Raw genomic sequence first — 13,256 nt, forward strand, 5'->3', positions numbered from 1 at the left:
CCATGAAAACGCCTTCGAATAACACCTCAAAAGATGCACAAATTGCGGCTTTATCAGATGAAGTTGCACAATTAAAGCATCAACTGGACTGGCTTAAACGCCAGTTGTTCGGGCGTAAGTCTGAAAAGGTGTTAGTGGATAATCCGGCGCAGAGCAGTTTGTTTGATGAGGGTGAGACACACGCCTTACCGGCAGACACCAAACCGGTGAAGGCCCATACCCGTTCCTCACAAAAGCAACGTCGCGACTCGGATGTGAATGATGACGGCCTACGCTTTGATGAGACGGTGCCTCAGCTGATTATTGATGTGCCTGCGCCTGAGTTACAGGGGGCGGATGCCGACCAGTATGATGTCGTGGATATCAAAGAAACCCGTCGCTTAGCACAACAGCCCGGCAGTTATGTGGTACTGGTGTATCGTCGTCAGGTCGTGCGTCATAAAACCACGCAAACCCTTAAGGATACCCCAGCCCCCATCAATGTACTGGAAGGCTGTTACTGCGATGTCTCACTACTCGCTGGGCTGATGGTGGATAAAGCGGTATATCACTTACCGCTTCACCGCCAACATCAACGCATGCTTGATAGCGGTATCACCCTTAGCCGGGCTACCTTAATCAACTGGATACAACAAGGCATTGAGCTGCTTCGGCCCATCGCCAAGGCCCAGTGGCAGCACATTCTGCAAAGCAAAATCCTGATGATGGATGAAGTGCCCATCAAAGCCGGGCGTACCAAAGGGGCTGGCCGAAAACCGGGGCAAATGAAACAAACCTACTTCTGGCCGATGTACGGTGACAGTGATGAGGTGGCGTTTACCTGGAGTCACAGCCGGGGCATGTTGCACGCCAAAGCACAGTTACAGGACTTTACCGGTACCTTGCTCACAGATGGCTATGCCGCTTACACCAAAACGGTTGAGCAGATAAACCAACACGAACAGCAGATTGTGCATGCTGCCTGTTGGGTACACATGCGCAGAGGCTTTGAAAAAGCCCTCGACAGTGAGCCGCAAGCCGCACAGCAGGCACTGGATATTATCGCTGCGCTCTACCGACATGAAAAACACATCAGGTATAAACAATTAAACCTGGCCGATATCCATGCCTACCGGCAACAACACAGTGAGCCACTCGTTACTGACTTCTTCCGGTGGGTTTATCAACAACGACAGCGCACTGATTTACTCCCCAAGTCTCCCTTCGCCAAGGCACTCCATTATGCGCATGAACGAGAAAGCCAACTCAAGGTGTTCCTGAGCAATCCTGCTTTACCCATGGATACCAATCATCTTGAGCGGGCATTGCGGGTAATCCCCATGGGGAGAAAAAACTATTTGTTCTGTTGGTCCGAACTCGGGGCTGAACAACTGGGCATATTACAAAGCCTGATGGTGACTTGCCGCCTGCAAGGCATCAATCCCTACCATTATCTGGTGGATGTATTACAACGCGTGGCATTGCATCCGGCCAGGGACGTAATCGACCTCACGCCGCGGCTCTGGAAACAAAAATACAATCAAAACAGGTTAGTCAGCGATGTCAAAATACTCACTTCCCAACACTAAAATCTCAGCCACAATTATGGAGTTCGGTAAAGGAGTGTTAAATGCACTCCCTGCTGATTACAGCCAGTCAGAAATGGAAGATGCTATGCTGACGATAATAACCGTGTGGAATGCCATCGTACTGGACACTTGGCACAACACAGACAAAAATGAAAAAATGGTGCTTGATGCACTCTCTCAAGCGCCTAAAGAAGGACAACTTCAAGTAAAACGATTGATAAAAAGAAAGAAGACCAAGTTTAGCGATGATATCCGCGCGGTTGGAGATCACTGGATAAGAGAAGAGCAAGGGGACTTTATCTTCGGCTGTGAAGCACGGTTAGATATAGAACGCATCTCCTTAAACGAAGATAGCCTCAAACACTAAACGAATCACAACGGTCTATATTGATCGCTTACCCAATAAATGGCTGCGGAGGTGGGTTACTACTTATAAGTGTGGCAAATTAGGTAAATATCGTACATTTAATACGGAACAACCCTGATATGGCCATCAAAAACGAAATTACTATTCTCACGAGAGCAGAACAGGCAGATCTTTATTCCCCACCCATTTTTTCAATCGAAGAACAACGTCTGTACTTTTCTCTGAACGATGCGGAATTGGCAGTTTTTCGGTCAATTCGTCTCAGAGCTCATAGATGTTACTTTGTCGCGATTTTGGGATACTTCAAATCAAAGCCCGTCATCCTAGATATCGCTTACTCGCAGGTTTCTAAGGATTTAATGTTCATCAGTAAAGAGCTGCTTGGCGGCAAGGGGCTCAGACCATTCACTCCCTCACAAAAACAAAAAGATCGACTCTACGCAAAAGTATTAGACCTTGCTGGTTATCACAAATGGGACGAAAGTCAGCACTTCAATTCTCTTTTCGACCACCTTGTTCAGGTGGGCAATGCCTGGCTGGAGCCGCGTTACCTCTTTGATACTGCTATTGAATTCCTAGCCAGTCACAGCATTGCTATCCCCAGGTATACCGTACTCCAGAGACTGATAAGCAGAACAATGCAGCAGGTCAGAAAAGACCTGGCGCACCAACTTAATCAACTCACCAGTCCTGAACTTCACGTCTTTCTGGACAGCATAACAGCCATTGATGACGGACTAAGCCTGAACCAGCTCAGAGGCGGTGCAAAAAGTCTGACCGTACCTGAGCTTAAAAAAGAGCTTGCCCTTTATCATCAGTTAGCGCCATGGCGCACGCAAATCAATGGCGTTATCGATGGGCTTAATCTGTCTCTTAAAAATCGACAACACTTCGGTGAGCTCATCAACTATTACGGCAGTAAACTCAAACGATTCAAACGCGCACAGCAGCATCTATGGTTGCTATGTCACCTGACAGAGCGGATACAACTGGCACTGGAACGGTTAACTGATGGGTTCATTTACCATATCCGCAAGCAACAAGAAGCTGCCAACACCTTTGCACAACAAGCAGTGTTCCTGTCCTGGCAGTCAGCCGCGGACAATGTCACAAAAGCGGCAGAGTTACTGCATCTGTTTGTGGATGAGAACATTGATGATAATCAACCCTTCTCAGTAGTCAGACAACAGGCATTGAAGGTCATGAATGACAGGGATATCCAGACCCTCTGCCTTTACCTGAAAAAACAGAAACGGACCGTGGAAGAGTACCAGTGGCAACATTACGATGAACAATGCAATCTCCTGGAGCAACTGTTAAGGCAGGTGTTCTTGTGCCTTGAATGTGAGGCCGGTAAAGGCTCAGAAGCCGTCGTCGCCCAACTTCAACAGATGCAGACGGAAATCGCATTCGGTGGACCACTGAAGACGATGGATACGTCGCTCATCCCGAAAAAGCACCTCCCATGGTTGGTTAAACAGGATAACGTTAACCCGCAACGTTACGAATGGCTGCTCTACCGGCAGTTAACCTCACGACTGAATGGACGCATTTATTTGCCAAATGTTACCAAATACCGCGCACTGGAAGACGACCTGATCCCCCAGACATCGCAGGATACCTTGCTGGCCTCATCAACACTGGACAGACTAAAACAGCCCGCAGAGTTATTGTTACAGGAGAAACAACACCGGCTGGAAAGTGCACTCAAAGACGTTGCTCTCCATATTGATGAGGGAGACAATCGAAATGTGATCATGAAAAATCGTACCGGTACCCGCTGGCGTCTGCCGACCAAAAGCGCTACATCTCTGGTCAACAATCCCTTTTTTAAGCGAATGCAACCGGTCGGTATCGCGGATGTACTGCGGTATGTAGAGCGCGAAACCGGGTTCATGAAATGTCTGACTCATGTACTTCCGATACAAAAACAAGGGTTCACTCATCAGGATGATTTACTGGCCATTCTGATTGCCAACGCCACTCACCGTGGTGTGTATGGCATGGCGCAGATCTCCGATCGAAGCTATGAACACCTGAGTACGGTGCAGGCCAACTATATCCGGCCTGAAACGCTGCATGACGCCAGCGACGTGATCAATAATGCGGTTGCAGCGCTACCCATCTTCCGCCACTACCATATTCAGGAGGACCAGCTGCATGCCAGTGCGGATGGTCAGAAATTCGAAACCCATCTGGAAACCTTTAAAACCCGGTACTCCTCTAAGTATTTCGGCACCAACAAAGGGATCACGGCCATGACACTGGTGGCCAACCACAGCGCCCTCAATGCTCGGATCATCGGTTCCAACGAGCACGAATCACACTATATTTATGACCTGTTACAATCCAACAGCAGTGAAATCAAACCTGACGTACTCTCGACAGATACACACGGTGTCAATCATGTTAACTTCGCCTTACTGGATCTATGCGGTTACAGTTTTGCACCGCGATACGCGCAGTTCAGTAGTGTCATCAATGATCTGTTTGACGTAACTGAAAATGAACACGGCGGCACCAACCTTGCCCTGAAAAAGCCCATCAGGACGAATGTCATCGAAACGGGATGGCAGGATATTAGGCGCATTGTTCTGTCACTTCAGACAAAGCGAACGACACAGGCAATGCTGGTAAGAAAGTTGTCTGGTTATCCTTCGGGGCACCCGACATTACAGGCGCTGACGGAGTATAATCGACTGGTCAAAGCGCAATATTTACTGGATTACATAGACAATGCCAGTTTGCGGCAGTACGTTCAGCGTGCCCTTAACCGGGGAGAAGCGTGGCACTTCCTGAGACGGGCTATTGCGTCGGTGAATGGCGATCAGTTCCGAGGCAAAAACGAGAGTGAAATCGCTATCTGGAATGAATGTGCAAGATTGCTTGCCAACGCGATCATCTACTTCAACTCCGCGATACTGAGTCATCTGCTGGGACACTTTGAAGCGAGAGGAGATGAAGAGAAAGCGGGTATCACTCGTGCTGTTTCGCCCGTTGCGTGGCAAAATATCAACTTAAGCGGAACGTATAACTTCACTAATACTGGGAAATTGCCCAATATTGGCGAAATAACAAGGCCGATAGTGGATGATTAGGCTCCAAGCTGAAAGTAAACCACCTCCGCAGCCATTTATTGGTGTGGTCTACAGAGGATTATGTCTTTTTAGAGGGGAAAATCCCTAGAACCCCAAATTAGAAGGCATTATCGAGGCAGACGAAACACTTTTTCCCTACTCAGAGAAAGGCTCAAAACGGATGACTCGTCAGCCCCGTAAAAGAGGGGTGAAAGCGAAAAAACGAGGACGTTCAAAGGATGATTGGGTGCCAGTTTTAACGGTCAGAGACCGAGCTAAGAGTACGTATGAAGCCGTTGTGCCAAGTGTTACATCGGAAGCTTTGCATCAGGAGCTAGCAGGAAAATTAGAGAAAGACAGTGTGTTGTGTAGTGATGGCTATAAGCCCTACATAGCTCTTTCTGAGAAAAATGATTTAATACACAAGCGCTTAGATGTGGCAGGAGGAATTAAGGTGATAGATAAAGTCTTTCACATTCAAAATGTTAACGCCTATCACAGCCGTCTGAAAGCGTGGATAAAACGGTTTCACGGAGTAGCCACAAAATACTTGGAACACTACCTGGGTTGGTTCAGGTTTATGGATAATCCAGAAAACCTTAACGAAAACAGGCTCTTTTCGATTCAACAACAGTTAATCCGAACATAGCCTTTTTATTAATTAATCATCGGACTTAAGCCGAACATAAGTGCGATACTTTTTCTTCAGCAACTTATCGATATATTGCGTCAGCTTAATCTTGTGGCTGATGGCATCATCAAGGGCATCGACCAACTCCCCTAACATCGCTTTGTAATATTCAGCGTCTTTCACTTCGTTTCCGTTGGGCGTAATGAGACGCTGCCGAGGCACACTATCCGAAGCCTCCTGGCTACTATCCTGAGCGTCTTGCGACACTTCCTCGCTAACCTCTTCATCCTCTTTGACTTCCGGAGAGTCGGGTACAAACATTTCTTCACGCACTTCATCGATGACCGAATCGACAGCTTGCTCATCGAGAACTTCCAGTTCTTCAAGGAAGCCGAACAACAGGATACGGTCCATCAGCGTATTGATCTTACGTGGAACGCCGCGGGTAAACTTGTAGATATGCTCATAAGCATCACTGGAGAACAACTGAGAGCCATTCCAGCCAGCGTGCTGCAGACGATATTCAATGTATGACTGCACTTCTTCCAGTGTCAGTGGTGCCAAATGGCAGGAAGCCACAATTCGCTGACGAAACTGTTCCATATTGGGTGCCCGCAGAATCGGTTGAAGCTCTTCCTGACCAAGCAGGAAGCTCTGCAACAAAGGTTTACCTGCTTGCTGAAAGTTCGACAACATGCGTAATTCTTCAATGGTTTCCAGCGGCAGGTTTTGGGCTTCGTCCACCAGCAGCAGCGCGCGGCGCCCCTGGGCACTCAACGCAAACAGATAACCTTCCAAATCTTTGAGAATGTCAGCTTTGGTTTTACCGGCCACATCAATTTCAAACTTGGCCGCCACCATTTTTACCAGTTCATCCGGCGACAGCTTAGGCGTAACAATTTGCGCTGCAACGATATCGTCTTCGATATCAGCCAGCAAACTGTTGGCAATAGTGGTTTTTCCGGTACCAATATCACCGGTGATCACAATAAAGCCTTCAGCCTGAGATAATCCATACTGTAAATAGGACATCGCACGCTTATGCCATTTACTGGCAAAGAAAAAGGCGGGATCCGGGGTCAACTGAAAAGGCTTGGAGTTAAGTCCGTAATAACTTTCGTACATGAAATGCTTCTACCGCTGTTATTGCGCCCACGCATTATGCGCTCAACGCGTTTTCCCTAGCTTATCCTAAAGCGCCAAAGTGTGCATTAAATCAACACCGAAAATCGTCAGGATTTGCCATAACTTTGTTGCTTTACAATTGTCTCAATAATGCCCGTGGTGGAGACCCCCTCTTCGAAATGCAATACCTTCACCACACCACCATTTTCCAGCACTTCCCTGCCGCCGGCAATCTCCTCAACCTTATAATCGCCCCCTTTAACCAGCACATCCGGTAAAATCCCGGCGATAAGACGTTGCGGGGTTTCCTCACTGAAAGGCACAACCCAGTCAACCGCGCTCAGTCCGGCAAGCACAGCCATGCGGCGTTGTACCGGGTTCACGGGGCGCCCCGGACCTTTTAATGCCTGTACCGATGCATCGGTATTCACCGCGACAATCAACCGATCACCCAGTTTGGCTGCGGCAACAAGATAAGACACATGACCGGCATGTAAAATATCAAAGCAACCGTTAGTCATGACGACTTTTTCGCCCCGCTGTTTGGCAGCCGATACGGCAAGAGCCAGCTGTTCCTCTGTCATCACACCGCCATCCGGGTGATTGTGCTGACCTGCAGCCACAGCCAGCTCGGTGGTAGTAACCGTTGAAGTGCCTAATTTACCGACCACTATACTCGCGGCAAGATTTGCCATTACGCAAGACTGTTGCAGGCTTTCTCCAGCAGCGATGCAAGCGGCCAGTGTAGAAATGACCGTATCACCGGCACCGGTTACATCAAACACTTCCTTGGCTTTGGCAGGCAAATGAAACTCGGTTTCATCTGGTGTAAACAGTGTCATCCCCTGTTCTGAACGAGTGACCAGTAACGCGTCCAATGCCAATTCTGAACAAAGCATGTTAGCCAGTTCAACCAGGTGCTGCTCGCTATTCACATCGCCCATAACGGCTGTAAATTCAGCCATGTTAGGTGTGATAAGTGTGGCGCCGCGATACTTTTTGAAATCGGTACCCTTCGGATCAACCACGACCGGCTTATTTTCGGCTTTGGCAAGCTCAATCAGGCGTGCAGGGTTACTTAGCGCCCCCTTGGCATAATCTGACAGGATCACCAAATCATGGTCAGCAAGGGCTGAAGTAAACTGGCTTTCCAACAATGTTTTATCCACATCGGCAAAAGAGCGCTCAAAGTCCATTCTCAGCAACTGCTGATTACGGCTCATGACTCTGAGTTTGGTGATAGTATCGAAACCGTCACAGCGGCTGAAATGACAATCGATGCCATAGCCCAGCAGCCGTTTTTCCAGCGCATCCGCATTGGCATCGTTGCCGGTCATCCCCAACAAGGTAACTTTAGCCCCCAGTGAAGATAAGTTAATCGCCACGTTGGCCGCGCCACCGGGGCGGTCTTCCGCGTCGTTAATGTTAACTACCGGTACCGGCGCCTCAGGTGATACCCTTGCCGTTGCACCACTCCAGTAGCGATCCAACATTACATCACCAACAACTAATACTTTGATTTGACTAAAATTCGGGAGTGCCATTTCTGTCTTTTTCGATACACTAATGGCGGGATTATAACAGTGATCAGACACGAAGAGCCAACTCATGACCCCGTGGTACGTATATTTACTTAAAACCGCCAGTAATACTTTGTATACCGGCATTACTACCGACCCCAAAAGGCGTATGCGGCAACACAGTGGTGCAATTAAAGGCGGGGCTAAGGCGCTACGAGGCAAAACACCACTTTCTTTTTACTGCATCTTTGAGGTGAGTGATAAGTCTCAGGCGCTCAGACTGGAGGCCTGGATAAAGCAGCGCAACCGGCAAGCTAAAGAGGCGCTTGCCAGAGCGGAAAGCGAATTGCCTGTTCCGGCAACCCGCCTGACCAACAAGGCTATCCGGCAGATGAACTCAACACACTGCTAATAATCATAGCCAGGCCGATACTGAGCGTGAGCTCCACAGCGGCAACGCCTACATTATGCTGCTCATCCACTTCTTTCTGATAATTAATACCATTTAAAATGGCACGCTTGCTGATAGCAACCAGGACCCACAATAACAAAGACAGCAATACGCTGGTCACCAACCAACCGGTCACATTACTCACATAGCCTTCCGGGCTGTAGCTTAACAAGGCCCCGGCAGAAGACACCACAATCGCAGTACCCAACAGATTGCCGGCATGCTGCACAGCCAGTGCTAACTGACCGGTATCCAGCGCACTCTGAAAGGAGTGATTCTGGTTTTGTATGGCATAACGCATTTCATAAATGCGGGTCATGATCAGCAGAATGGTCAGCACCACCAGAAATCCGGTAACGATAGCAATCATTGCATTCACATCGCTGCCGTCAACCCACACCATAATGCTGCGTAAAATAATCGCGCTGGAAACCAGACTAGAAGCATCCACCAACGCAACACTAACATTCCGGTCGCTAACTTTATGCTGTGTATCTACGGCATCAAGCACAATTTTATCGTGAGCAAAACGCCCCACTTTCACCAGCAAAATACCAATAATACCAAAAATAACCATGCCAATAGCGGCCTGCTCATACCCCTGCCCTACATGACGGCCAACCACTGAACTGAGCACCAGACAAAGCGATAACATACCGCCGGCAACGCTTATCCCAAACGCAAAGTTATCCTTAACGCCTAGCTCGTCACTCACCGAGACCTTGGCCCGGGAGCGGGATAACCACTTCATAACGAGCAATAACAGCAACGCGAGCCCCACGTCAATCGCTACATACACCCATAAATCCCGGGCCAGTGGCACCAGCTTGACTAATATCTCCATTTACACCTCTAATTTGTGTTCATAATTGGTGTGATACCTCCCGGTTAATCAGCGCAGAGTTTCCACTCATAACACTGGAGGCAAGGCCACCTTTGTGCCAGACTCACACTCATAACACACCATCCTAAGTTAATATGTGTACGGAAAAAACAATAAACGGGATTATTCAACAACATGCTGAAGAAAACTGGCAAAAATTGCAGGGTAGTGATTATCCGGCAGAATGGCTAAACCAGCATCAGAACGCCATCACGGAGATTTTGGGGCTCAGCCCTTTCGTCGCTGAGGTTGCACTGACTAAACCCGATGTGTTTACCCGAATTGTTATGCATCAATGGCATAAACAGGTTGATATTGATCAGGTTTGCAGCGAGTTTACAGCCCGACTCGCCGAGACCGACAGTGAAGAAAAACTGCTGGCCGCCCTGCGGCTGTTCAGAGCGGAGCAAATGGCAGCGCTCGCCTGGCGGGATCTGACTAACCGGCAAACTATTCAGACCTCCCTTAGCCAAACCAGCAAGCTGGCTGACACATTAATTATGGCCGCCTACAACTGGCTTTATCAGGCTCACTCAGCGCGATATGGGGTGCCGCAGGGTCCGGATGGTCCCCAACCTATGTTGATACTGGGAATGGGTAAGCTGGGCGGCAAGGAGCTCAATTTTTCCAGCGATATCGATCTTATCTTTTCGTATCCCTACAAGGGCGAAACCGATCACCCCCGCAAGCCCATCGAGAATCAGCAGTTTTTTACCAAGCTTGCGCAACGACTCATTGCCGCCTTGAATAAAACCACACCTTTAGGCCAGGTTTTCAGAGTAGATATGCGTTTGCGTCCCTTCGGCGACAGTGGTCCGCTGGTAGCGCATTTCGGTGCACTGGAAGATTACTATCAGGATCAGGGCCGTCAGTGGGAACGCTACGCCATGATTAAGGCACGTATACTCAACCCTGCGTCCCACTATGCCAGCCAGCTGGAAGCCATACTGGCGCCCTTTATCTACCGGCGTTATCTGGATTTCACTACCATTGACGCCATCCGCGATATGAAACGACTGATCAGCAAGGAGCTGCGCCGGCGCCGCTTAACCGGCAATATTAAGTTGGGTGCCGGTGGTATTCGTGAGGTGGAATTTTTCGCCCAGAGCTTTCAGCTTATCCACGGCGGACGCGAGACAACGCTACAATCACGGGAATTGTACCCGGTATTAACCCGCCTCGCAGAATTACAGATTATCGAACCCCAGGCCATCAGTCAGTTGCTGGAAGATTATTATTTTCTGCGCAAAGCAGAACATACCTTGCAGCAATTTAATGACGAGCAGACCCAGCTACTACCTGACAATAACTGGACGCAAGCGGTCATAGCCAAGGTTATGGCGTTTTCTGAATATCAGGCTTTCTTAACCACTTTGACGAACGTGATGGATAGGGTTCACGAACAGTTTAACCAGTTGGTGTCTGAACCCGGTGATGAGCAGCAGGAGCAGGACTCACTGTTCAGCCGATGCAAAGATGCATGGCTGCTGAATGTGTCTGAATGCGAATTTTGTGACCTGCTAAGCGATACCCTTGACGAAGGCTCAGCACAGGCGCTGTTTGAGCAACTGAGAGACTTCAAAGGACAACTTAGCCGGCATCGCATTGGTCAACGCGGAGAAGACACGCTGGGTAAACTCATGCCGGAGATGATTTACTATATGCTCCGGCAATGCCCTACCAACATTACCCAGCTACTGCCGCGCCTGATCAGTGTTATTAGCGCCATAACCGGCCGTACCACCTATTTGGATTTATTACACGAAAACCCGGATGTGCTCAAACAGCTTATTAAGCTGTGCGCCAGAAGTGCTTGGATCACCGAACAGATCCGCAGCTTCCCGCTCCTGCTGGATGAATTGCTCACGCCACTTTATCTGCAGCAGCAACAAACAAGCTTGCCGGTAGTGTACGAAGAGTACACCGATGAACTACGCCAGAGCCTGTTGCGGGTAGAGCCGGATGACACCGAACTGCTAATGGAGCAGTGGCGCCAGTTCAAGCTTTGCCAGCAGTTACGTATTGCGGCCAGCGATATCTCGGGCTCGCTGCCGATTGCAAAAGTCAGCGATAAATTAACCGTCCTTGCCGAAGTGTTACTCCAGGCGGTCTTTAAGTCCGCCTGGCAACAATTAACCGATAAGTTCGGTGCGCCCTCGCACCTGCAGCAGGATGAAACCGGCTTTTTAATCGTCGGTTACGGTAAGTTAGGGGGCTATGAGCTGGGTTATGGCTCAGATTTGGATTTAGTATTTATCCATAACGCCCCTCAGGACAGCGAAACCACCGGCGCCAAAAAGGTTTCTGCCCAACAGTTTTATATCAAACTGGCCCAGCGCATTATGCACCTGCTAAATACCCGCACCTTGTCTGGTCAGCTCTACGAAGCCGACTTGCGCTTGCGTCCATCCGGCAACTCCGGCCTGTTATGTTGTCATTTAAGCGGCTTTGAGCACTATCAGGAAGAGGAAGCCTGGACATGGGAGCATCAGGCGCTGGTCAGGGCCCGCAGCATTCTGGGAGATGAACCACTGCTGGAGGCATTCAAGCAGGTCAGAAACAGGGTCTTGCAGCGTCAGCGTGAGCTGTCCTCTCTGGCAAATGAAGTGGTTAAAATGCGCCTAAAAATGCGCGACCACCTGCTCGATAACCAGGCCAGCGGGTTAGACCTCAAGCAGTGTGAAGGCGGGATCACGGATATTGAGTTTATGGTGCAATTCTGGGTGCTCGGTTATTCACATCAGTTCCCGGCACTCACACAATGGCCAGATAACCTGCGTATTATAGAACAGGTTCAGCAAGCCGGACTCATCTCAAAAATCGCTGCTGAAAACCTGCAAAGTGCTTATTTAACGCTGCGTGATCATTACCATCAGTTAACCCTGGCGGGTGAGAAATTTGCCCATAGTAATGAGGAGTTGGAAGCAGTAAGAAAGTTAGTTACCACACAGTGGCAACAAACATTTAATCAAGCCTGAGGGCGGCTTTATGCCGATTGGTATTAGCTGCCCACCCGGCTGCACTGTGTGTTGAGGTATTCGGTCACTTTTTCAGTGACCACCAGAGATCGTTGTTTGGGGCAAACGAAGGTTGCCACCTTGCCTTCAAAATTACTGTCAATTGCACTGGCAATTTTTGCCAGTGAACCGGCAACCGTGTTATCCATCTGGAACTGGTGTTTGATCACAAAGTCCTGATTCAGATCCCATATGACCTGCATCCCCTCCTGCTCGGCATAGGATGAGATTGCTTCTCGAAGCGTATTACCAGCCCGGAAGGTCCGGTATTTGTACTCGCCTTCCCAGCGGCTATCCACTGGCTTCAGCGCACTGGACATAGACTGCAGACGGTCATCCAGGCTTTGTTCTGACGGCGTTAGATCCAGCACCATATCAGCCCCTTCAGAACGCTCCGGCTCATTGGCCGTCATTCTGAATTCGCGGTAAAAGTCTGATAAGCCTTTGGCTACGGAACGCTCTTCCGGCGCATCTACGGGTGTTGGCGCTGATGTCATATTCATTTGCAGGTGAATAACAATACCCGCCACAATAATCACCGCCAGGGCCAGGCCAAGGTGTTTGGCCCAAAAAAGGGTAGAGGTAGGCTTTTTGTTCATTCAGGCTCTCTGCTTCTC

Annotated in this window: 9 protein-coding genes and 1 pseudogene; 6 read left to right on the forward strand and 4 right to left on the reverse strand. The window is 49.2% G+C overall.

Going from position 1 to position 13,256, the window contains the following annotated elements; translation table 11 throughout:
• Positions 1-2 precede the first annotated feature (2 nt).
• The 4 genes and pseudogenes from tnpC to AC566Q_RS18360 all read left to right on the forward strand — a co-directional run.
• The gene (gene tnpC, locus AC566Q_RS18345; RefSeq protein WP_499609188.1) at positions 3-1,568 is read left to right on the forward strand and encodes an IS66 family transposase; all 1,566 of its coding nucleotides are present in this window, start codon (positions 3-5) and stop codon (positions 1,566-1,568) included.
• Entirely contained in the window at positions 1,540-1,935 is a 396-nt protein-coding gene (locus tag AC566Q_RS18350) for a hypothetical protein (RefSeq protein WP_015066045.1), read from the forward strand. Before tnpC ends, AC566Q_RS18350 begins: the two co-directional genes overlap by 29 nt.
• 119 nt (positions 1,936-2,054) lie before the next feature.
• Positions 2,055-5,033, forward strand: a complete 2,979-nt coding sequence (locus AC566Q_RS18355) for a Tn3-like element ISShfr9 family transposase (protein ID WP_499609193.1) — start codon at positions 2,055-2,057, stop codon at positions 5,031-5,033.
• A gap of 94 nt (positions 5,034-5,127) precedes the next feature.
• A pseudogene (locus AC566Q_RS18360) lies at positions 5,128-5,661 on the forward strand (IS1595 family transposase); the annotation flags it as partial.
• Positions 5,662-5,673: 12 nt separating this feature from the next.
• On the opposite strand, the gene AC566Q_RS18365 reads toward AC566Q_RS18360, so the two are convergent.
• The gene (locus tag AC566Q_RS18365; RefSeq protein WP_105936022.1) at positions 5,674-6,768 is read right to left on the reverse strand and encodes an XrtA/PEP-CTERM system-associated ATPase; all 1,095 of its coding nucleotides are present in this window, start codon (positions 6,766-6,768) and stop codon (positions 5,674-5,676) included.
• A gap of 107 nt (positions 6,769-6,875) precedes the next feature.
• Complete coding sequence (hldE, locus tag AC566Q_RS18370) at positions 6,876-8,312, reverse strand: bifunctional D-glycero-beta-D-manno-heptose-7-phosphate kinase/D-glycero-beta-D-manno-heptose 1-phosphate adenylyltransferase HldE (RefSeq protein ID WP_499609197.1); 1,437 nt, start codon at positions 8,310-8,312, stop codon at positions 6,876-6,878.
• A 64-nt stretch (positions 8,313-8,376) separates the two neighbouring features.
• Here hldE and AC566Q_RS18375 point away from each other — a divergent pair, with 64 nt between their 5' ends.
• A complete protein-coding gene (locus AC566Q_RS18375; protein WP_499609200.1) occupies positions 8,377-8,700 on the forward strand; it encodes a GIY-YIG nuclease family protein in 324 nt (107 codons plus the stop codon).
• Here the strand turns inward: AC566Q_RS18375 and AC566Q_RS18380 are convergent.
• The gene (locus AC566Q_RS18380; protein ID WP_499609203.1) at positions 8,669-9,583 is read right to left on the reverse strand and encodes a DUF350 domain-containing protein; all 915 of its coding nucleotides are present in this window, start codon (positions 9,581-9,583) and stop codon (positions 8,669-8,671) included. The two genes, AC566Q_RS18375 and AC566Q_RS18380, sit on opposite strands and share 32 nt — an antisense overlap.
• Before the next feature lie 134 nt (positions 9,584-9,717).
• Between AC566Q_RS18380 and glnE the strand changes: the two genes are divergently transcribed.
• Entirely contained in the window at positions 9,718-12,600 is a 2,883-nt protein-coding gene (gene glnE / locus AC566Q_RS18385; protein WP_499609206.1) for a bifunctional [glutamate--ammonia ligase]-adenylyl-L-tyrosine phosphorylase/[glutamate--ammonia-ligase] adenylyltransferase, read from the forward strand.
• Positions 12,601-12,623: 23 nt separating this feature from the next.
• On the opposite strand, the gene AC566Q_RS18390 is transcribed toward glnE, so the two are convergent.
• Positions 12,624-13,238, reverse strand: coding sequence for a TcpQ domain-containing protein (locus tag AC566Q_RS18390; RefSeq protein ID WP_105936018.1), 615 nt, complete (start codon positions 13,236-13,238; stop codon positions 12,624-12,626).
• Between the last annotated feature and the right edge of the window lie 18 nt (positions 13,239-13,256).

Source organism: Alteromonas sp. H02 (assembly GCF_059682525.1).

Bases quoted from the DNA above. Each gene is read 5' to 3' on its own strand.
- AC566Q_RS18355 (WP_499609193.1), top strand. From the start codon at position 2,055: ATGGCCATCAAAAACGAAATTACTATTCTCACGAGAGCAGAACAGGCA.
- AC566Q_RS18380 (WP_499609203.1), bottom strand. From the start codon at position 9,583: ATGGAGATATTAGTCAAGCTGGTGCCACTGGCCCGGGATTTATGGGTG.
- AC566Q_RS18350 (WP_015066045.1), top strand. From the start codon at position 1,540: ATGTCAAAATACTCACTTCCCAACACTAAAATCTCAGCCACAATTATG.
- AC566Q_RS18365 (WP_105936022.1), bottom strand. From the start codon at position 6,768: ATGTACGAAAGTTATTACGGACTTAACTCCAAGCCTTTTCAGTTGACC.
- AC566Q_RS18375 (WP_499609200.1), top strand. From the start codon at position 8,377: ATGACCCCGTGGTACGTATATTTACTTAAAACCGCCAGTAATACTTTG.
- tnpC (WP_499609188.1), top strand. From the start codon at position 3: ATGAAAACGCCTTCGAATAACACCTCAAAAGATGCACAAATTGCGGCT.
- hldE (WP_499609197.1), bottom strand. From the start codon at position 8,312: ATGGCACTCCCGAATTTTAGTCAAATCAAAGTATTAGTTGTTGGTGAT.
- AC566Q_RS18390 (WP_105936018.1), bottom strand. From the start codon at position 13,238: ATGAACAAAAAGCCTACCTCTACCCTTTTTTGGGCCAAACACCTTGGC.
- glnE (WP_499609206.1), top strand. From the start codon at position 9,718: ATGTGTACGGAAAAAACAATAAACGGGATTATTCAACAACATGCTGAA.